Genomic DNA, 20,850 nt, shown 5'->3' on the forward strand with positions numbered 1-20,850 from the left:
TGGCTCATCTTTTGCATTAATCAACCCAAGTCAAATTTTTGGAGATGGTTATGGCTATCAGTTTTGATAAAGCATTTGGGGTGCATCCCCATGCAATGTTGATCCGTTCTCAACGTGCCGAATTATTAGCAACCAATATTGCCAATGCTGATACGCCTGGCTACAAAGCAAAAGATGTCGATTTTGCCTCTGCCTTAAAAGCGGCAAAAAGCAACCAACAGGGCGGCAATAACATGGTAACGACCAATGCAAAACACATCGCTGGTGGAAGCCGCTATGTAGGTAACGCAGAAATGTTTCGCTCGCCAAATCAAGCAGATACGGGTGATGGTAACTCAGTGGATATACAGGTGGAACGAAACTTGTATACACAGAACTCATTAGAGTATCAGGCAAGCCTGCAATTTATGAGTGGTAAAATTAAAGGCCTTAAAAAAGCCCTCGGTAGTCAAGGAGCTTAAGCATGAGTTTATATAACGTTTTTGATATTTCAGGTACCGGTATGAGTGCACAGAATGTGCGCTTAAATACAACAGCCAGTAACATCTCGAATGCTAATACTATTAGCTCAAGCCAAGACAAAACCTACCGGGCACGCCACCCAGTGTTTGCTGCAGAGCTTACAAAAGCTTCAGCATCACAAAGCAATATGCAGGGTTCGTCTGTTGGCGTTAAAGTGTTGGGTATCGTAGAGAGCGATAAACCATTACAGATTGAATATAACCCTAATCATCCTAGTGCGGATGAAAATGGTTATATCTATAAACCTAACGTTAACGTAGTAGAAGAAATGGCTAATATGATTTCTGCCTCACGCTCTTATCAAACAAATGTGCAAGTTGCAGATGCAGCAAAGCAAATGTTAAGTAAAACACTGTTGCTTGGGCAGCGGTAATTGAGGAAAAGTTATGAGTAACGATATCAGTGCAACGTCGTCGACTTATCTAGATTCGTTAAAGTGGCAAGATAAACAAGTTTCGACTGAAGAAAAAAGTGATGAGTTAACACAAGAAGATTTCTTTTCCTTGTTAACACAGCAGCTGTCATTTCAAGATCCAAGCAAGCCAGCTGACAACGATCAAATGATTGCGCAAATGACCAATTTTACTATGGCAGAAGGTATTTCAAACCTTAATAGTAACTTCCAATCACTTGCAGCATCGATGACATCTAATTCGGCGTTACAGGCTTCAACTTTAGTAGGCAAGCAAGCATTACTTGAATCTGATTCGCTAGATTTAGCAGCTGGTAGAGATGCTAAGGGTACTATCGTTGCCCAAGAGCCCGTAGAAAATTTAACGTTGCGGATTGAAGATTCCTCAGGCCAATTAGTTCGTACAATTGAATTTGGTTCACAACCTCCTGGTGCCGTGCGCTTTGAATGGGATGGTAAAAACTCTGAGGGTGAAGAATTACCCGATGGTGAATATACCGTAAAAGCAGAGGGTCAAATGGGAGGGGATTTCACGAGTTTACCCATTGCAACTTTCAAAAATATTGAAAGCGTAAATGTTAATGGTGCCAATGGGATCATTATTAATACTAAAGAAGGTGCGGTTAGGCTAACTGATGTAGCAGAAATCGCGTAAAAATTAATTATTAGTTAGCCTTCTTTCGGCTACACATTCATAAATTAGAGGTGAATTATGAGCTTCAATATTGCACTTACAGGCATTGCAGCCGCTCAAAAAGATTTGGACGTAACAGCAAATAACATTGCTAACGTTAACACAACTGGTTTTAAAGAGTCGCGCGCTGAATTTGCAGATGTGTATGCATCATCTGTATTTAGTTCGGGTAAAACAAAAAATGGTGATGGTGTTCAAACCACTATGGTTGCGCAACAATTTCACCAAGGGTCACTTAAGTTTACTCAAAACTCGCTTGATTTAGCGATTACAGGTGAAGGTTACTTTGCCATGAGTGAAGACTTAGGCGCACAGGATTTTACTTACACTCGTGCGGGTGCATTTAAGTTAAACCAAGATAACTTTATCGTTGATGCTAAAGGTAACTTTTTGCAGGGGTTCCCTGTTAATGAATCAACGGGTGACACGACGTCGGTAAGTTTAAGTACGTCTTCTGCACTACAGATCCCAGATTCGTCAGGTTCACCTCGTGCAACAACAAACGTTTACAGCTCATTTAATCTAGACTCGCGTTCAACTGCGCCATCAATTACGACTTTTGACCCTACGGTGAGTGCATCATACAACAGCTCAACATCAACAACAGTATTTGATTCACTTGGTGAGCCGCATGTATTGCAGTTTTTCTTTGTGAAAACCGATGCCGCTGTGACAGGTAACGAAAATGAGTGGCAAGTTCATGCAACACTCGATGAGAAAGTGTTTAATCCAGCAGGTGCTGAAGAAACAGCCCCTCCATATACACCAATTTCTACCTTTCAATTTGATGCCAGCGGTTTACCATTAAACACAGACGGTACACCTAATACAGATACTACTTTCAATCCGATAGCGATCCCTGGCGGCGGTGGCGGTGTAGCGGGTTTATCAGATTTATTGACGAACGGTGCTAGTTTCCCTGATGACGTTGAAGTAAATTGGCGTGATGAAGCGGGTACTGCGAATAAAATCCCTACCCAGTATGCGAGTAACTTTGAAGTGAAAGCGCTTGACCAAGATGGTGCGACAGTTGGGCGCTTGGCAGGTATTGATATTGGTACAGATGGTAAGGTTGTTGCGTCATACAGTAATGGTGACACTTCTTTCTTAGGCCAAGTGGCTATGGTTCGTTTTTCTAACTCACAAGGTTTAGCACAAGTGGGTGACACGGCATGGAAGAAAAGTTTAACGTCAGGTGAGCCAATTGCTGGTGAGCCAGGTTCAGGTACGTTAGGTTCAATTAATTCATCAGCGCTAGAGCAATCAAATGTGAATTTGACTAATGAACTGGTAGATCTAATTAGTGCTCAGCGTAACTTCCAGGCAAATTCACGTGCACTAGAGGTTAACTCTACACTACAACAAAATATCTTGCAGATTCGTTAATAGCTTAGCGCTTTACTGCATTGCAATAATCCGACACCGAGGCTGCCCTTTATGGCAGCCTTTTTTGTATCTTAGATTTAATAAAGGTGGTGTCAAATTATTGTGGCACTTATTTTGCATTTATACTTAATATAGATTTTTATCGCGAGTCGATGTTATGGATAAGATGGTTTACATTGCAGCGTCAGGGGCTAAGCAGAGTATGCGGGGCCTTGCGCTCAAAGCAAATAACTTAGCAAATGCTAACACCACAGGCTTTAAGGCCGACTTTGCACAAGCAAGGTCAATGCAAGCATTTGGTGAAGGCCTCCCTACACGTGTGTTTTCTATGCAAGAACGACCAGGTTCTAACATGACTTCGGGCGGCGTTGTTGAAACTGGCCGAGACCTTGATATTGCATTTAGTGATAAAGGTTGGTTAACCGTTCAAGATGCTTCAGGCAATGAAGCTTACACTAAAGTGGGGACGTTAAATATCACTCCAGATGGTGCGTTAGTAACGAGTCACGGACGCCAAGTAGTTGGCGCCGGTGGTCCCATTATTTTGCCATTGCCAGTGGAAAAGGTGGAGTTTAGTGATGATGGCTCAATTCAAGTAAGGCCCCAAGGGGCGCCGGCAAACTTTTTAGAGGTGGTTGATCGTCTAAAAGTTATTGAAGCTAATAACAGCCAGCTAGAAAAAGGCAATGACGGTCTATTTAGACCAAAGCAAGATAAATTAGTTGATGACCTATGTGGATTTTGTGAAATATCGCAAAACGTCAAAGTTATGAGTGGCACGTTAGAAATGTCTAATGTGAATCCAGTGCATGAAATGGTCGATATGATAAGCCATCAACGCCAATTTGAATTACAACTTAAGTTAATGAAAACAGCAGAAGAAATTGACGAACGTCATACCCAGTTGCTGCGCATTGTTTAACCTAATTGAGAGGACATTAGTATGAATCCTGCATTGTGGATCAGTAAAACGGGCTTAGATGCCCAACAAACCGATATATCGGTGATCTCAAATAACTTAGCCAATGCCAGTACCATAGGGTACAAAAAAAGCCGTGCAGTATTTGAAGATTTACTTTATCAAAATATAAACCAACCTGGTGGGCGTTCATCGCAAGATACCGAAATGCCATCTGGCTTAATGCTTGGTGCCGGTGCAAAAGTTGTCGCAAACCAAAAGAACTTTTCTCAAGGTAACATGCTTACTACTGAAAACTCATTGGATTGGATGATCTCAGGCCCTGGGTTTTTCGAAGTGCTTCAGCCTGACGGAAATATTGCTTATTCTCGTAATGGCCAATTTACCACCGATGAAGATGGTCGAATTGTTACAGCAGGTGCTGGTTTCCCTGTGCAACCAGAAATGAACGTACCTGACGATGCACAATCAATTACGGTGTCACAAGATGGTGAAGTCTCAGTTAGTATCGCAGGCCAACCAGATAATGTGGTTATAGGTCAGTTGACAATCAGTGACTTTATTAATCCATCAGGCCTTGAGCCAGTTGGGCAAAACCTTTACACCGAAACGGCTGTTAGTGGCGCACCAGTTCAAGGTAACCCTGGCATTGATGGATTAGGCGCAATTGTACAAGGTTCACTTGAAACATCGAATGTTAACGTGACAGAAGAGCTGGTGAACTTAATTGAAACACAGCGTATTTATGAAATGAATTCAAAAGTGATTTCAGCGGTTGATGAAATGCTTAGCTATGTTAACCAACAGCTTTAAAGTGTAAGGGGTTATGTGATGCGTACTTTTATTATTGCCTTAAGTGGTGCATGTTTATTGAGTGGTTGTGTAACGACACAAAATACCCATGTGGTTCAAGACGATCCTTACTATGCGCCAATGTACCCAGAGCCAGTTACAGAACAAATTGTGCCTACAGGGTCATTATTTGACACCTATTCAGCCAATGATCTCTACTCAGATAAAAAAGCTTTAAGAACAGGCGATATAATCACTGTTAAGCTTCAAGAATCGACGCAAGCATCGAAAGCGGCGAAAACAGAAACCGATAAAGAAAGTAATGCCAGCTTAGACCCTGTTATTGGTCTTGGTGGCTTACCAGTCAATATTGGCAATGAAAGTATTCAATTTGGTGTTGGTTCGGACTCCTCATTTACAGGGGATTCAAAGTCGAATCAATCTAATAGCTTATTTGGTGATATTTCTGTCAATGTGATGCGTGTCTTACCTAACGGTAATCTAGTTATCCGTGGTGAAAAGTGGCTTACATTAAACACGGGTGAAGAATTTATCCGTTTAGAAGGGCTTGTAAGGCCTCAAGATGTAACTGCCGATAACACGGTGACCTCAAATCGAATTGCCAACGCACGTATCCAATACTCTGGTAAAGGACAAATGCAAGAGACACAAAGCGCCGGCTGGCTAACTCAGTTCTTCAGTAGTGCGTTATTCCCTTTTTAAAGGAAAGTGGTTATGAACGGTTTTAAAGTTTTTTTAAGTATTTGCCTACTCTGTTGGCATTTTGGTGCCGCTGCAGAGCGCATTAAAGACGTTTCAATGGTTGAAGGTGTAAGAGCAAATCAGTTAATAGGCTATGGCTTGGTTGTTGGTTTACCGGGCACAGGCGAGCAAAGCCGCTTTACTGAACAAAGCTTTAAAGCCATGTTAAATAGCTTTGGTATTACTATGGCTAGTAATTTAAAACCAAAGATAAAAAATGTTGCTGCGGTGGCTGTACATGCAGAGCTTCCTCCTTTTAGAAAGCCAGGCCAAATGATTGATATAACTGTGTCGTCAATTGGTAGTGCTGGTAGTTTACGCGGAGGTACATTACTGCAAACATTCCTTAAGGGGGTTGACGGTAATACGTATGCAATAGCACAAGGCAGCTTGATTGTAGGCGGTTTGGGAGCAGAAGGAGCCGATGGCAGCCGAGTTGTAATCAATACACCAACAGTTGGCCGTATTCCAAATGGCGCAATTATTGAGCGGGCAATTAAAAGTCCTTTCATGCAAGGTGATTACATTACGTTTAATTTAAATCGCCCTGATTTTACTACCGCAAAACGTTTAGAACAGACAATTAATGATTTAGTTGGCCCTGACAGTGCTCAAGCAATTGACGCTGCTTCTATCCGTGTTTTAGCGCCTCGTGACGCATCTCAACGCGTGGCGTATTTATCAACACTTGAAAATTTAGAATTCAAGCCTGCTGATACGTCGGCTAAAATTATTGTTAACTCACGAACGGGCACCATTGTTATTGGTAAAAATGTGAAGTTACAACCTGCGGCTATTACCCATGGTGGGCTTACGGTTACGATAGCGGAGCAACAAAATGTATCGCAACCTAATCCATTAAGCGAGGGTGAAACGGTTGTAACCAATCAAACAATTATTGATGTTAATGAAGATGACTCACGTGCATTTGTATTTAACCCAGGTGTAAGCCTTGATGATTTAGTGAGAGCAATTAATGAGGTTGGCGCCGCTCCTGGTGATTTGATGGCAATTCTTGAAGCACTCAAAGAAGCAGGTGCTATTAATGGCCAACTCGTTGTTATTTAGTTTTAGGCACTCCCTTAGTTTTGAAAACTAAGGGAGTGACGTGCTCTATCAATCTAAGTTTTTAGACTCCTCAACTTCCCACTCTTTCTTAGCTTTGGCGCAAATATTGCATTATTAATATCATTATTAATTATTGTGTCAAAAAGCTGATGGATACTAATCACCTCGATAAGCAAAACTTTTTTGATTTAGGGAACTTAGACTCATTACGTCAAAGTGCCTTAAAAAGTGATGCCTCTAGTGACACTTCCAAAGATGCGCTAAAACAAGCCGCTGCACAGTTTGAATCTATTTTTACGCAGATGCTGCTTAAAAGTATGCGTAAAGCTAATGATGCGTTTGAGGATAAAAACAGCCCATTTAATTCAAGCGGCGTAAAGTTTTTTGAAGAGATGCATGATCAACAACTCTCAGTGGAGTTGTCTTCAAATGGTTCTTTAGGTCTTGCTGATTTAATAGTTCAGCAGCTTTCTCCTGATGGGAAAAAGTTCACCCCAGGCTCGGTACTTCGCTCGGTTGATAATTTTACCAGCGATAAACGTGCATCAGGTGTGTCGAATGATTCACTGACAAACAAAAATGATATCGCAACGAAAGCATATGATAAAAACGAAGGGGCGTTTGATGATGCAGAGTCATTTATTAGCACCGTGTGGGAGCATGCAAAATCAGCAGCTGAAAAAATAGGATTAAATCCTGCCGTAATGGTTGCGCAGGCTGCACTTGAGACTGGTTGGGGTAAGCATATTATTAACAAAGCGGATGGCAGTAGCAGTAACAACCTGTTCAATATTAAGTCAGATCGCAGCTGGGATGGTGCCAAAGCTAGCAAAGTCACGCTTGAATTTGAACAAGGTATGCCAGTAAAAAAACAAGCAAGCTTTAGGGCTTACGACTCAATTAAAGACAGTGTGAATGATTTTGTCGATTTTTTAAATGAAAATCCACGCTATCAAGAAGCACTCGACAATACAGCAAAACCTGCTGCCTTTTTAGATTCCTTACAAAAAGCAGGCTATGCAACTGACCCCAATTACGCTGATAAAATTAAGCAGGTTCTCAACAGATCTGATCTTAAATCACTGGCAGCTACATTGGTTCGCCAAGGAGTAAACTAACATGTCGTTTAATTTATTAAACATTGCTAATTCAGGTGTTCGAGCAAATTCTGAATTGCTACAAACGACCAGTAAAAACATTGCTAATGTAAATACCAAAGGCTATGTAAGAGAAAGTACAGAGCATATGACCATGGTCGACAATCAAGTTGGCCGTGGTGAAACATTTAGACTTTTAAATGAGTTTGCCCAAAAACAACTTAACCGTGATACATCAAACAAAGCGTTCTTCGACCAATTTGTCACTGAGGCAAGTCGTGTAGATACATTATTTTCTGAAGAGTCTAACAGCCTCTCTACAAGTATTAACTCGCTTTTTAATAATGTACAAGAAAGCCTTAATCAGCCTTCCTCCAGCGTTGCCCGATCATTGGTGATGACGGATGCTGAAAACCTTATCGAGCAGATGGACCGCTTGTCAGGTATTGTTTTTGACCAAAAAAATGTTGTTAATGAACAGCTTGAAATATTCTCAGATGAAGCGAATACATTGATCCAAAATGTAAGCGCATTGAATAAGCAAATTGCAGCAGTACACGGTACACGCAGTGAAAGTAGTTCTAGCACACTTTACAATCAACGCGACTTAGCTATTCGTGAGTTGTCGGAGCTGGTAGATATTGAAACGCTTGATGGCCAAAATGGTGAAAAGCTTTTATTTATGGGCACAGGCGAATCACTTGTTATGCAAGAGGGTACATTTAACCTGTTTTCTATGACGGGAGACCCTGATCCTGACTTTAAAGAGCTGCGGCTTGATGTGAATGGTGGCAAAGCTGTGCCGCTTGAAATTGATGCGGACGCGATTAAAGGACAAATTGGTGGTTTGTTGGCCTTTCGTGATGACATACTCGTACCTGCACAAAACCAACTGGGTCAAATGGGGCTGGCGATTGCAGATGCATTTAATGAACAAAATAAATTAGGAATGGATGGCGATGGTGAACTTGGCGGAGACATTTTTACCGTACCTAAAGTTGATGCCTTTGCATACCAAGCTAATACATCTACATCAACCATGACAGGTACTGTTGAACCTGGCAAAGGGAGTGAATTACCAGCAAGTGACTTTATTATTACTTACACTGCTGCGAACACGGTTGAAATACAAGCGATAGATAATAAAGGTGAGGCTCTAGGTAGCCCATCTACAGCGAATATTGTTGGTGGTGTTATTGATTCCACAACCAATCCCGGTATTGAACTTTATGGTTTACAAATAGAGGTAGCAGGTGGCGCGGCGAATGTGGGGGATCAATTTCAACTGAAGCTTAACTCACAAGCGGCATCAACATTAGAGCTTGCCACAGATAGACCAAATGCACTGGCACTTGCCTCACCAGTCAGAACTGCAGATGATATCAACAACACAGGCAGTGCCAACATATCACCAGGTACAGTCACCAGTGTTACATCAGGTGGCTTTACGGCGACACCGCCGGCACTTGCAAATGGTGATATTAGCTTGGTTAAAACTGCAAATGCGAATGAATATACAGTAACTGATGGCAATGGTTCTACTACGTTTACAATTACGCCGCCGGCAGAAAATATGCTGGCGCAAGCCGGTGCGCCCTATGATTCGTATGGTTTCGATTTTAATATTGAAGGTGTACCTGCGGTAGGGGATACCTTTACATTAGAATTTAACGAAGGTGGCTTTGATGATAACCGTAACGGACTAAAGCTCGCTGGATTACAGGGGGACGAATTAGTTCGTCAAAATGTTGTCACTTCAGCAACCGCTGATAACTTAAAAACGTTTAATGAAGCGTATGCGGGTTTAGTAACAGATATCGGCGTTGTGACTAATCAAGCAATAACAAATGGCGCTGCGTTTGATGCGTTAGCCCAGCAATCTGAAGCGTGGTACGAATCGTTATCGGGTGTAAACCTAGATGAAGAGGCCGCGAACCTATTACGTTTTCAACAATCTTACGCCGCATCAGCGCAAGTATTATCAACGGCCCGAACAATTTTTGACACACTACTTAGTGCTGCGAGGTAAGTATGCGTTTATCTAATAATCTAATGTTCCAAAATAGTATAAACAATATTTTGGATAACCAACAAAATGTAAACAAAGCACAGCAGCAAGTAAATACACAAAAACGTGTGCTGTCAGCTTCTGATGACCCGGCTGCTACTGCAAGAGCATTACTCTACACTGACCGTATTCAAGCGAATGAGCAATACGGTAAAAATATTACTATGTTAACCAGCCGACTTACTACGCAAGAAAGTGTGCTTGATAATATAAAAGGCTCTTTGGAAAAGGCTCACACGCTAACAATTCAAGCGGGTAATGGTGCGTATTCGGATATAGACCGCGAAGGTATTGCAGAGGAGATAAAAGCAATACAAAGTGGCGTGTTGGATTTGATGAATGCAAAAACGGAAGATGGGAAATATATTTTTTCCGGTTATCAAGACAATACACAGACATATTCATTTAATACATCAAACGGAAAGTATGAATATGGTGGTGACCAAGGTCAGCATAAAATTAAGGTTGCCGCAGGGGTTGATATTAAATCCAGCGATAACGGTTTTGATGTGTTTGAAAATGTTGACGCACGATTAAATGTTGCATCAAATGATGGTGTAGTTTCAGGTGGTATAACAAGTGCGAAAATATATGTGAGTGAACAAGGAGTATTTGATTCATTTCACAAAGCTAATTACAACGCAGACCCAAGTGCGGTAGCAGGTGCTAATACTTTTAATGTTATAACGACTGCTGGTACACCAAATACCTATCAAGTCGAGCAAGGAGGCACTGTAATTGAAACCGGTAATTTTGAAGGTTCTCAAATTAAGTTTGCAGGGATGGAAATTGACATAAGTCCCACTGCTACAGGGCAAGTCGATTTTACCCTTGAAGCACCGCAAAAAGAGAACATATTAAATACCCTAACAGACCTCATTGCAGGTTTAACAGATCCTACACTCAGTCAGCAAGACTATGAACAAGTATTAGCTGATGCCATGACGCAATTAGATAATGGTAAGAATAAGGTCTCTTTGACACAAGCCGGTTTAGGTGGGCGATTAAATACAGCTGAGAAAATAACACAATCGAATAGCGACCTTGATGTTAATAATAAAGCATCTCGTGCTGATTTAGTTGAGCTAGATATGGCTGAAGCGATAACGGAACTGACAAAGCAGGAAACATCTTTGCAAGCATCACAGGCAACCTTTGGCCGACTTGCTAACCTTTCTTTATTTGATTATCTATAATTTCCCTAGAGTAAGGCAAAAGCTTGCCTTACTCTGTTTTTTCCTACCATTTAAATTCATACCCTATTGATTACTAATATTTTAATGCTAAGGCAGATTAATTTTCTATCTAGCAATTTTACTAGGTTTGGATTTATGGCTTAGGATAAATGACTAAATTAACAAAAATAAAATGCAATATATTCAGTTGTTTATGTATTTTATTAAAAAAAATTAAAAAAAAGCTAAAGGATTTTTCGAGTAGACCGATAACTTAATTAACCAAGCAAAGCGTTGTAAACAACAACCACTGCTTAATTTAAGTAAGTTTGAGAGTAAATGATAAGTTTACTTCGGGAGAGACATCATGGCTTTATATGTAAACACAAATGTTAGCGCGTTAAACGCACAAAGACAATTAAATAACTCTGGTAATGCACTAGATACTTCATTCCAACGTTTATCGTCAGGTTTTCGTATTAACAGTGCTGCTGATGATGCCGCTGGTCTACAAATCTCAGACCGTTTAACATCACAAATTAACGGTTTAAACCAAGGTAACCGTAACGCAAATGATGGTATTTCATTAGCACAAACAGCTGAAGGCGCGCTTGATGAAGTAACATCAATGTTTCAACGTATTCGTACTTTGTCACAACAAGCATCAAATGGTTCAAATACCGATGAAGACCGCTTAGCAATTCAAGAAGAGATTCGTTCTTTATCGTCAGAAGTTAACCGTGTTGCAGAAGATACCACTTTCGGTGGTCAAAATTTATTAGATGGTACTTACTCTGCTAATTTCCAAGTCGGTGCTGATGCAGTTCAGAATATTAGCTTTAGTATGCAAGATGTGGGTGGCACTGCTAACTCCATCGCGGCAAATGGCGGCTTTACCATGTCAGGTATCGCAGGTGTTGCAAGTGCTGTTACTGGCGAAGCGCTTAGTACAACTGCTGGAACAATCAGTACACAGGTTGGTGCATCAGCAGATAATGATGATTTTGCGGCAGTGTTCACTGCAAGCGGTATCAGTGTATCTTCGCAAGCAAACGCACAAGCCGTTATGGCTGGTATGGACTCATTAATTGCAGTTGTTGATAAGAAACGTGCTGAACTGGGTGCTGTACAAAACCGTTTCCAGTCAACAATTCGTAACCAATCGAATATCTCTGAAAACTTAAGTGCTGCGAAATCACGTATTAAAGATACTGACTTTGCTCAAGAAACGGCTAATTTAACTAAAATGCAGATTCTACAACAGGCAAGCCAAACAATCCTTAGTCAGGCTAATCAGCGTCCACAGGCTGCATTAAGTCTTCTAGGTTAATAATTTGTTTTAATGAGTAAAGATGAGTCAATTTATTGACTTAAAATAAAAAGCGCCTTTGTCTAATGGGGTATTAACAAAGGCGCTATAGAAGGATTGTAAAGCGGAGGCGCCAAAAATCCATTCGAATCGTTCTAACATTTGTAGAACATGAAATACAAAGCATGAATTATGCCATATTTCTTGCTTTGTTAACCCACTCTCAAACTTATCTTCCAAAGGCCCCTTTCAGGGGCCTTTTCTCTTTTCAGAAAATATTGGCCTGAACCTTGCTGTTACCTTAGTAAGTTTATTAACTAACCTGCAAAGTGGCAGTTTTTTGCCTCGGCAACATTAAGGTTTGCCTCTGTGACGAGTCACTTTGTCAAAAATCACCTAAATAAAGGTGACTTAACTTTGACAGATAAGAAGAGAGTTTATTATGGCTTTATTTGTAAATACGAATGTAAGTGCTTTAAATGCACAGAGACAGCTAGAAAGAACGGGTAATGATCTTGACACTTCATTTAAGAGATTGTCATCAGGTCTTCGTATTAATAGTGCTGCTGATGATGCTGCAGGTTTACAAATCTCCGATCGCTTACAATCACAAATCTTAGGTTTGAACCAAGGAAACCGTAATGCAAATGATGGTATTTCATTAGCGCAAACGGCTGAAGGGGCTATGGATGAAATAACCTCTACATTCCAACGTATTAGAACTCTCGCTCAACAGGCATCTAATGGTTCCAACACTGATGAAGATAGATTAGCTATTCAAGAAGAAATTCGTCAGTTATCTGATGAAGTAAATCGTATAGCAACAGACACAACATTTGGTGGTCAGAACCTACTCGATGGTAGTTACTCAGCCAGTTTTCAGGTTGGTGCTGATGCAGTTCAAACGATTGGCTTTAGCATGCAGGATGTAGGTGGAACTGCTAATTCACTGATTGCGAATGGTGGATTTACAATTTCTGGCGTTGCAGGGGTTGCATCTGCTGTAGGTGGCAGCCCAATGTCTACTCTTGCTGCTGGTGTAAGTGCAATAGACGGTACTACAGCTGCGACGACTCTTGATTTCTCTTCTGTTTTCACTGCGGCGGGAATTAGCGTATCTTCGCAGGTAAATGCACAGGCAGTGTTTGCTGGCATGGACTCGTTAATTGCAGTGGTAGACAAAAAACGTGCAGAGCTAGGTGCGGTCCAAAACCGTTTTCAGTCAACAATACGAAATCAGGCGAACATTTCTGAAAATTTAGCTTCTGCAAAATCACGAATTAAAGATGCTGACTTTGCTATGGAAACTGCAAACTTGACTAAAAACCAAATTTTACAACAAGCAAGCCAAACTATTTTAGGCCAGGCGAATCAAAGACCTCAAGCAGCTTTGAGTTTGTTACAAGGCTAGAAAAGAGTTTAGTATAAAAAAATATCAAATAAAGCTAAAGCTTTCACTTTATCTGACGATAACAGATTTAGAGAACTAAAAATCTAGGACTCTAAGTCTGGAATTTCAGCAGGGTAGGGGTATCCCGCTGATGTTCTATTTAAAATGATAAAGCGGAGGCTATTATGGCTTTATATGTAAACACAAATGTGAGTTCATTGAACGCACAGCGCCAGTTAATGAAATCTGGTAACCAGCTTGATACGTCATTCCAACGTCTATCATCAGGCTTTCGTATCAATAGTGCGAAAGATGATGCGGCCGGAATGCAAATTTCTAATCGATTAACATCGCAAATTAGTGGCTTGAACCAAGGTAACCGTAACGCAAATGATGGTATTTCATTAGCGCAAACAGCTGAAGGTGCGCTTGACGAAGTTACTTCAATGTTCCAACGTGTTCGTACACTTGCACAACAAGCATCAAATGGTTCAAACACTGATGAAGACCGTTTAGCTATTCAAGAAGAGATTCGTTCTTTATCTGAAGAAGTTAATCGTGTAGCTGAAGACACCACGTTTGGTGGTCAGAATTTACTTGATGGCAGTTACTCTGCTAACTTCCAAGTAGGGGCTGATGCGGTTCAGAATATTAGCTTTAGTATGAAAGACATTGGTGGTACAGCTAATTCGATAGTTGCTAACAATGGTTTTACTATGTCAGGTATTGCAGGTGTTGCAAGTGCTGTAACAGGTGAAGCCTTAAGTACAACTGCAGGAACTATTAGCTCGCAGGTAGGTGCATCAGCAGATAATGATGATTTTGCTACCGTATTTACAGCCAGTGGTATTAGTGTATCTTCACAAGCAAATGCGCAAGCGGTTATGGCTGGTATGGACGCTATGATTGCTGTGGTTGATAAAAAGCGTGCTGAATTAGGTGCTGTTCAAAACCGTTTCCAATCAACTATACGTAACCAATCAAATATTGCTGAGAATCTAAGCGCTGCAAAATCACGTATTAAAGATACAGATTTCGCTTCTGAAACAGCTAATTTGACTAAGTCTCAAATATTACAACAAGCAAGCCAATCAATTTTAAGTCAAGCAAACCAGCGTCCACAGGTAGCTTTGTCGCTATTGGGTTAGTTGGTTTAATAAGTCATTATTGGGCTTTTAGTTCGATAATGGCTTATACTTTGTTTGTAATTTGAAGGAGAGCGGCTATGGCTGATGTAAGTGCAATTATTAAATCTAGTGAGAGTAAACCGTCAAACTCAACTTTGTTAAATCAAAATGCGGAGAACGAAGCTACAAGTAAAGCAAATGCTAGTGAAGCTGGCCCTAAACTTGCTAGTAGAGAGCCTGTATTTATTGATGATAGTCAAAAGCTTGATTCTGAAGGTGAAAGAAAAGCACTCATTGATGAAGTAAAAGAAAATTTAGAGAAGTTAAATAAATATATTCCTGTTGCTTCTACAAATTTAAAGTTTGAATTCGATGAAGATGGTGATCCACCAATTATCAAAGTTTTTGATAAAAAAAGTGAAGAGGTCATACGCGAGATACCAACAGAAGAGTTTCGTGAAGTGGCTAAAGCTTTAGAAGAGTTTGCCGATAAACTAACTAACAAGGGTTTGATATTAAATCAAACTGCATAACATTTTTGGTAATTCGAAGTAGGAGACAATTATGCCACTAATAACATCCGCAGGTATTGGATCCGGATTAGACCTCGAGAGCATCATCCAGGCTTCAGTAGATGCTGAAAACGTACCAAAAATGAATGCTTTTGTAAAAAAAGAAGAGTCTTTAAAAGTTGAACTTTCAGCTGTTGGAGAAATTAAAGGCGCGCTTTCTAAATTACAAGACACGATTGAAGATCTTGCGGATCCTGATAACTTTAATAAAAGAATCGCTAACATAACCCAACCAACAAGCGATGATGGTGATTTAATTTCTGTGTCTCCGACATCAGATATCACTCCAGGTGACTTTAACATAGAAGTTGTCGAGTTGGCTCAGGGAAGTCGGGCTGTTTCTAATGATGCTGTACCTCCCATATTTACATCTACAGATGATGTTGTGAGTGCATCAGGCGGCACTCTTTCCTTTTCAGCCGGCCCCGATAAAAGCTTTGATTTAACAGTTGACGCCGGTGCAACTCTGGCTGATTTACGTGATGCGATTAATGATTCCGATGACAACTTTGGCATAACTGCAAATATCGTTAATACTGGTACAGAGTCAAAGTTGGTTCTTACATCTTCTGTAAGTGGAACAGGTAATGACCTAGTTATTACCAATGATAATGCAGAGCTTGATAACGTTTCAACAGAAGCGAATGCAGGTGGTGCTGGAGGAATCGGTATAGCTGCAGGAAGTGAAGCAAAAAGTGCTGTTATAAAAGTTGATGGCATCGAAATAACTAATGATACAAATACATTTAAAGATGCAGTTCAAGATATGACTATAACTGCTAAACGTCAAAGCGTTGACGGTGAAACTGCTAAATTAGCGGTAGAATATGACCGAGAAAGTGCAACTAAGCTTATTGATGAATTTATTGCTAATTATAACAATGTGATCGGGCAATTAGGATTTCAGTCTCGAGTTGGTAAGCCTCTTAATAGTGACGCTACAATTCGCTCGCTGAGCGCACAACTTGTAAACACATTGTCTACAAATTTAACTGATGCGGGACCGTTTGAAAGTATATTCGATATCGGTATTGGTGTTAAAAAAGATGGTTATCTTGAAAAGTCATCTTTAGTGCGAAGTCTTAATACTGCAATGGATGAGAACTTTGACGATATTGGCAAGGCTTTTGCTGGTGATGGTGGTCTAGCAAAACAGTTTGAGACACTTCTAGGCAACTATGTTGACTCTGACGGTATAATGAAGCAGCGCGAGAGTAATCTAAATACTCAAATAAAAGATTTAGAGGATGACGTAATAAATCATGAGTTTAGAATGGGTGAACTAGAGGGGCGTCTAAGAAAGCAATATTCTGGATTGGATGTTCTTTTAGCACAAATGCAATCTACTCAAACTTATTTGAGCGCCCAGTTGTCAAGCTTGCCAGGATTTACACGAAACAAGTCATAATACATTTTGTATTTAAAAGGGTTTAATATGTATAACGCCAAAGTTAAAAATTATCAAAAAGAAGCACTCAAAACTCGCGTCGCTGGTGCTGATCGTTATGAAATAATTCAGATGCTAATGGCTGGTGCGATTGAAAAAATGGTAATGTCAAAAGTTGCGATTGAAAAAAAACACATGGAAGCAAAGGCTGAGCACTTATCAAAGGCTACTTCGATTATTGAAGCTTTGAGAGGGTGTTTAGATTTTGAAGTAGGTGGTGAAGTCACTGAAAACTTATATGCATTGTATTCTTACATGATTGACCGCTTAGTTGACGCAACGATAAAAAATGATCCGGCAATAGTTGATGAAGTTTCTAACCTACTTAAAGAGATAAAATCTGCGTGGGATGCTATACCTCATGATATCCGTGAAAAAACGCTTAGCGAGAACGGTATAGACGCTAATGTCGGCTAAGTTATTGTCCCAAATATCTCACAATCTATCGAAGGTTAAAGAGTGTGCTGCTAACGAAGATTTTGATTCAGCTCAATCAACTATCATGTCTATTGATAGCACTATACGAGAAGTGTTTGCTAAACCTTCTGAGTTATCTGAAGAAGATAAGGTTTTCTTAGCAGATTTTTTACAACAGCTTGATAAAGCCATGTTAGAGATCAATATAAAAAAAGCAGATACGGCAAAAGAACTTGGTGTTCACATGCGTACACAAAAAAAAATAAATATTTATAAAAGCATCAAGTAGGCAGACTATATGACAGATAGAATAGACATTACCAATGAACTGGATCAAATGTCAGAAAAGCTTGAAAGCACTCTAAAGCACCAAGAAAGAGAAGCTGTCTTTGCACATGAAGCGAATGAGCGCTTCGAAAAAAATCTAGCATGTTTTCGTGAGTATTACCCTAATATAGCCTCAGCGATAGAAAACTATCAAACTAAAGATGACTTCTGCTTACACGTTACTGAGTCAGGCCATGGAAACTTTATTCCACGAGGCAAAGAGGCTTTGCTTTATTCTCAAAACCCAATCTCACAAACAAAAAAACAGCTAAGTGAACAAATAGCTAGGCCTGTGTATAGCCTTACAGATTACACTGGTTACCCTGAAAATGATGAAGATGTACGTATTCATTCTCGTTATATGGTGAAGCTCACTCGATTCATGAAAAAAGTTCGAGAGTGTGGCGAACCCAAAGTTAATGCATTACCTGAATCTTTCCCTTCAGCTGTGATTTTTGGGATAGGTCTTGGATACCATGTACCATTACTCCTAGAACACACACAGTTTGATTATACCTTTCTTATTGAACCAGACTTCGAGCAGTTTTTTGCCAGCCTGTTTTGCACCGACTGGTTTGAAGTAATTAAAACAGTTGACTCTCAAGGCGGCTGTTTGTTTTTCCATTTAGGTGTCGACCACAAGTCTTTTATTAATGATTTAGAAAAAATAGCCGAAGATATTGGTGCTTTTTCGTTAGTTAGAAGCTTTTGTTATCAGCATACCCCAGGTTATGAACTAAATGTTTTAATAAAAAAGTGGACTGAAGACTTTTTCCGTTTTCAATACGGACATGGTTTCTACAACGACGCAGTAACGGGGCTTGCTCATAGTATTCACCACGTTCGCAACAAAGCCGCATTACTGACTAATAAATCAAAGAAACTTGATCATGACACCCCGATTTTTATTGTTGGTAATGGCCCGTCGCTAGATGAAGCTGAAGAATTCTTAAAAAAGAACCAGAACAAAGGTATTGTTGTTGCTGCTGGAACAGCTATCGCTTCACTGTATAAAAAAGGAATTACAACAGACTTTCACGTTTTAGTAGAACGTCCATATTCTAATTATGAAATCTTCGGTAACATCTTTCCTGCAGATGAATATAAAAAAGTAAACCTACTGGGCCTTAATACTTTGTACCCAGATACTAATAAACGTTACAAATGGGCGGGAATTGCCGGTAAAGGAAATGAAGCAGGTACATGTTTACTTGATGTGCTTTCTCAAATTCACACTGCACAAATATTGCCGCTCATTCCTTACTGTAATCCAGTAGTTGCAAACGCTGCACTCTCATTTTTTCTCCATATGGGGTTTCGTAATGTTTATTTATTTGGGGTTGATAACGGAAAACAGCCTTCTGGTTATCACCACAGTAAAGATAGCATTTACAAAGCTAATAATGATGACGACGACAGTAAAGGATATGGATGTTTAGAGTTTGATGGACGAATGATTGATGGAAACTTGGGTGGCCATGTTATATCAAATGATTTGTTTCTTGTTGCTCACGTGCAGCTAGAAAAGCTTTTAAACCTTTTTAAAGTTAGTAATTGTATTAATGTTGGAAACGGAGCCAAACTTCAAGGTGCTATTCCAACCAGTGCTGAAAATTTAATGGATCTAGAAATACCGTTAGATAAGGACTCTACAATTAATAGTATCAAGCAAGATTTCTTCAATGTATTACCAATTGATGACGTAGAAGATAAATTTATTGCAATTGATAGACTTGACGAAATATGTGAACACATCCTATTAATAGCAAACGAAACAAGCTCAACTAGAATTGACTGTGCTAAACAGCTTCAAAGGCAGGCCCGATATATTTACTCTTTAAAAGGAAGTAGCCTAGAACATCTGTTTCATATCATCAAAGGGGCGCTCTTATATTACCATTGCCCAATGATTACGTTGTTATACCAATATGAAAGCGAAGGATTTTGTATAGAGCAATACCATCAATTAAACGAATTATGGAAAAGCTATATCACAGAGATTATGGATGATTATAAAATCCACTATGATGAAAAGTGTGACTTAGGGAAGGTAAGTTAATGTCAGAATATCAAGAGTCTGAGGTGTTTTTTAGTGATTTGTTCGATGAACTTTTTCCTATTCTTCGTTCAATAACAGGCCCTGGTTTACGACAAAGCTATGATATTATTTCTCGGTATATGCCTCTAAATATTTCGTCTATTAATTCTAACGAGAAAGTATTTGATTGGACTGTGCCTCAGGAGTGGCATTGTGAAGATGCATATTTAATTGGGCCTAATGGCGAGAAAGTTGCAGATATGCATAGGCTAAATATTGAAGTAGTTAACTACTCAGAGCCTGTTGATGTTGAGTTGAGCTTAACTGAACTACAAGAGCATCTTTATAGTTTGCCCGAGCAGCCAAGCGCAATTCCATATGTAACAAGCTATTATAAAAAACGTTGGGGTTTTTGTATTGCTCATGAAAAACGTGAGCAGCTTACAGAGGGCACCTATAGGGCTGTCATAAACAGTCGGTTTGTTGACGGAACGTTAGATATAGCCCAATCAGTATTACGTGGTGAGTCAAAAAAAGAAGTATTGTTAAGCTCCTACTTATGCCACCCATCAATGGCCAACAACGAATTAAGTGGCCCTTTAGTGCTTTTAGGCTTATACCACCGCATTAAGAAATGGCCTAAACGCCGCTATTCTTATCGTTTTGCATTACACCCAGAAACAATAGGCAGTTTAGGGCTGTTACATTTAATGGGAGAGCACTTTAAGGAGAACTTGGTTTCAGGGTTAGTGATTAACTGTATGGGAGGAGCACCTGAAAACTTAGTGTTCAAACATAGCCGCAATGACGATGGATTGTTGGACAAATTACTTTATCATTTGAATAAACATGATTTTAACCATAATAATATAGAGTTCAGCCCTTTAAGTGGCTCTGATGAGAGGCAATACAATTCACCAGGCTTCCAGTTGCCAGTATGTTGTGTCAGCCGTAGCTTTCACTCAGGCTACCATCAATACCATACATCCCTTGATACAAAAGCGTTTATGGGAATAAAACCATTGCTTGATAGTATTGATAAATTAGAAAAGATATTTTTGGCTTTTGAGCAATCAGCAACTTTTGAGAATACACTCCCATTCGGAGAGCCTAATTTAGGAAGTAAAGGCTTATATCCAACATTAAGTTTCTTTAGTAAAGAGCGCGTTAGTCAACTTGATGAGCTTAATCATATTAAGATGTTGCTAAATTATAGTGATGGAGAGCATGACTCAATTGAGGTTGCTGATAAATACGGATGCAATGTTTCAGACATGGCGTCAGCCATCGAAAAATTAGAACATCAAGCACTTTTGGTTATGAAGTAA

The 20,850-nt window shown here is 39.8% G+C and carries 20 protein-coding genes; all 20 read left to right on the top strand.

Annotation, left to right across the window (positions count from 1 at the left end; all coding sequences use genetic code 11):
- Positions 1-50: 50 nt before the first annotated feature.
- Positions 51-461, top strand: coding sequence for a flagellar basal body rod protein FlgB (flgB, locus tag C7Y70_RS10050; protein ID WP_058559715.1), 411 nt, complete (start codon positions 51-53; stop codon positions 459-461).
- 2 nt (positions 462-463) lie between these two features.
- Positions 464-895, top strand: coding sequence for a flagellar basal body rod protein FlgC (gene flgC / locus C7Y70_RS10055; protein WP_058559716.1), 432 nt, complete (start codon positions 464-466; stop codon positions 893-895).
- Between the two features lie 13 nt (positions 896-908).
- The gene (locus tag C7Y70_RS10060; protein WP_099296785.1) at positions 909-1,589 is read left to right on the top strand and encodes a flagellar hook assembly protein FlgD; all 681 of its coding nucleotides are present in this window, start codon (positions 909-911) and stop codon (positions 1,587-1,589) included.
- A gap of 57 nt (positions 1,590-1,646) precedes the next feature.
- Positions 1,647-3,014, top strand: a complete 1,368-nt coding sequence (flgE, locus tag C7Y70_RS10065; protein WP_099296784.1) for a flagellar hook protein FlgE — start codon at positions 1,647-1,649, stop codon at positions 3,012-3,014.
- A 157-nt stretch (positions 3,015-3,171) separates the two neighbouring features.
- Positions 3,172-3,936: a flagellar basal body rod protein FlgF gene (locus tag C7Y70_RS10070; RefSeq protein WP_099296783.1), complete on the top strand. Its 765-nt coding sequence runs from the start codon at positions 3,172-3,174 to the stop codon at positions 3,934-3,936.
- A 21-nt stretch (positions 3,937-3,957) separates the two neighbouring features.
- The gene (gene flgG, locus C7Y70_RS10075) at positions 3,958-4,746 is read left to right on the top strand and encodes a flagellar basal-body rod protein FlgG (RefSeq protein ID WP_099296782.1); all 789 of its coding nucleotides are present in this window, start codon (positions 3,958-3,960) and stop codon (positions 4,744-4,746) included.
- An 18-nt stretch (positions 4,747-4,764) separates the two neighbouring features.
- A complete protein-coding gene (gene flgH / locus C7Y70_RS10080; RefSeq protein ID WP_099296781.1) occupies positions 4,765-5,448 on the top strand; it encodes a flagellar basal body L-ring protein FlgH in 684 nt (227 codons plus the stop codon).
- 12 nt (positions 5,449-5,460) lie between these two features.
- Entirely contained in the window at positions 5,461-6,555 is a 1,095-nt protein-coding gene (locus C7Y70_RS10085; protein ID WP_135474804.1) for a flagellar basal body P-ring protein FlgI, read from the top strand.
- 149 nt (positions 6,556-6,704) lie between these two features.
- Positions 6,705-7,673 (top strand): flagellar assembly peptidoglycan hydrolase FlgJ, encoded by a 969-nt coding sequence (gene flgJ / locus C7Y70_RS10090; protein WP_135474806.1) that lies wholly within the window; start codon positions 6,705-6,707, stop codon positions 7,671-7,673.
- A gap of 1 nt (position 7,674) precedes the next feature.
- The gene (flgK, locus tag C7Y70_RS10095) at positions 7,675-9,681 is read left to right on the top strand and encodes a flagellar hook-associated protein FlgK (protein ID WP_135474808.1); all 2,007 of its coding nucleotides are present in this window, start codon (positions 7,675-7,677) and stop codon (positions 9,679-9,681) included.
- A 2-nt stretch (positions 9,682-9,683) separates the two neighbouring features.
- The gene (gene flgL / locus C7Y70_RS10100) at positions 9,684-10,916 is read left to right on the top strand and encodes a flagellar hook-associated protein FlgL (RefSeq protein ID WP_135474810.1); all 1,233 of its coding nucleotides are present in this window, start codon (positions 9,684-9,686) and stop codon (positions 10,914-10,916) included.
- A 346-nt stretch (positions 10,917-11,262) separates the two neighbouring features.
- The gene (locus C7Y70_RS10105; protein WP_135474812.1) at positions 11,263-12,225 is read left to right on the top strand and encodes a flagellin; all 963 of its coding nucleotides are present in this window, start codon (positions 11,263-11,265) and stop codon (positions 12,223-12,225) included.
- A 421-nt stretch (positions 12,226-12,646) separates the two neighbouring features.
- The gene (locus tag C7Y70_RS10110; RefSeq protein ID WP_135474814.1) at positions 12,647-13,615 is read left to right on the top strand and encodes a flagellin; all 969 of its coding nucleotides are present in this window, start codon (positions 12,647-12,649) and stop codon (positions 13,613-13,615) included.
- Between the two features lie 164 nt (positions 13,616-13,779).
- On the top strand, positions 13,780-14,742 hold the full coding sequence (locus tag C7Y70_RS10115; protein WP_135474816.1) for a flagellin: 963 nt from the start codon (positions 13,780-13,782) through the stop codon (positions 14,740-14,742).
- Between the two features lie 77 nt (positions 14,743-14,819).
- Entirely contained in the window at positions 14,820-15,254 is a 435-nt protein-coding gene (locus tag C7Y70_RS10120) for a flagellar protein FlaG (RefSeq protein WP_135474818.1), read from the top strand.
- Positions 15,255-15,285: 31 nt separating this feature from the next.
- Complete coding sequence (gene fliD / locus C7Y70_RS10125; RefSeq protein WP_135474819.1) at positions 15,286-16,701, top strand: flagellar filament capping protein FliD; 1,416 nt, start codon at positions 15,286-15,288, stop codon at positions 16,699-16,701.
- A gap of 27 nt (positions 16,702-16,728) precedes the next feature.
- Positions 16,729-17,157 carry a flagellar export chaperone FliS gene (fliS, locus tag C7Y70_RS10130; protein WP_135474821.1) on the top strand — a complete coding sequence of 143 codons (429 nt, stop codon included), beginning with the start codon at positions 16,729-16,731 and terminating at the stop codon, positions 17,155-17,157.
- Complete coding sequence (locus C7Y70_RS10135; protein ID WP_135474823.1) at positions 17,147-17,446, top strand: hypothetical protein; 300 nt, start codon at positions 17,147-17,149, stop codon at positions 17,444-17,446. Before fliS ends, C7Y70_RS10135 begins: the two co-directional genes overlap by 11 nt.
- A 9-nt stretch (positions 17,447-17,455) precedes the next feature.
- Positions 17,456-19,543 (top strand): 6-hydroxymethylpterin diphosphokinase MptE-like protein, encoded by a 2,088-nt coding sequence (locus tag C7Y70_RS10140; protein ID WP_135474825.1) that lies wholly within the window; start codon positions 17,456-17,458, stop codon positions 19,541-19,543.
- Positions 19,543-20,850, top strand: a complete 1,308-nt coding sequence (locus C7Y70_RS10145; protein WP_135474827.1) for a DUF4910 domain-containing protein — start codon at positions 19,543-19,545, stop codon at positions 20,848-20,850. Before C7Y70_RS10140 ends, C7Y70_RS10145 begins: the two co-directional genes overlap by 1 nt.

Source organism: Pseudoalteromonas sp. KS88, assembly GCF_004766475.1.
In the GTDB taxonomy this organism is placed as follows: Bacteria; Pseudomonadota; Gammaproteobacteria; order Enterobacterales; family Alteromonadaceae; genus Pseudoalteromonas.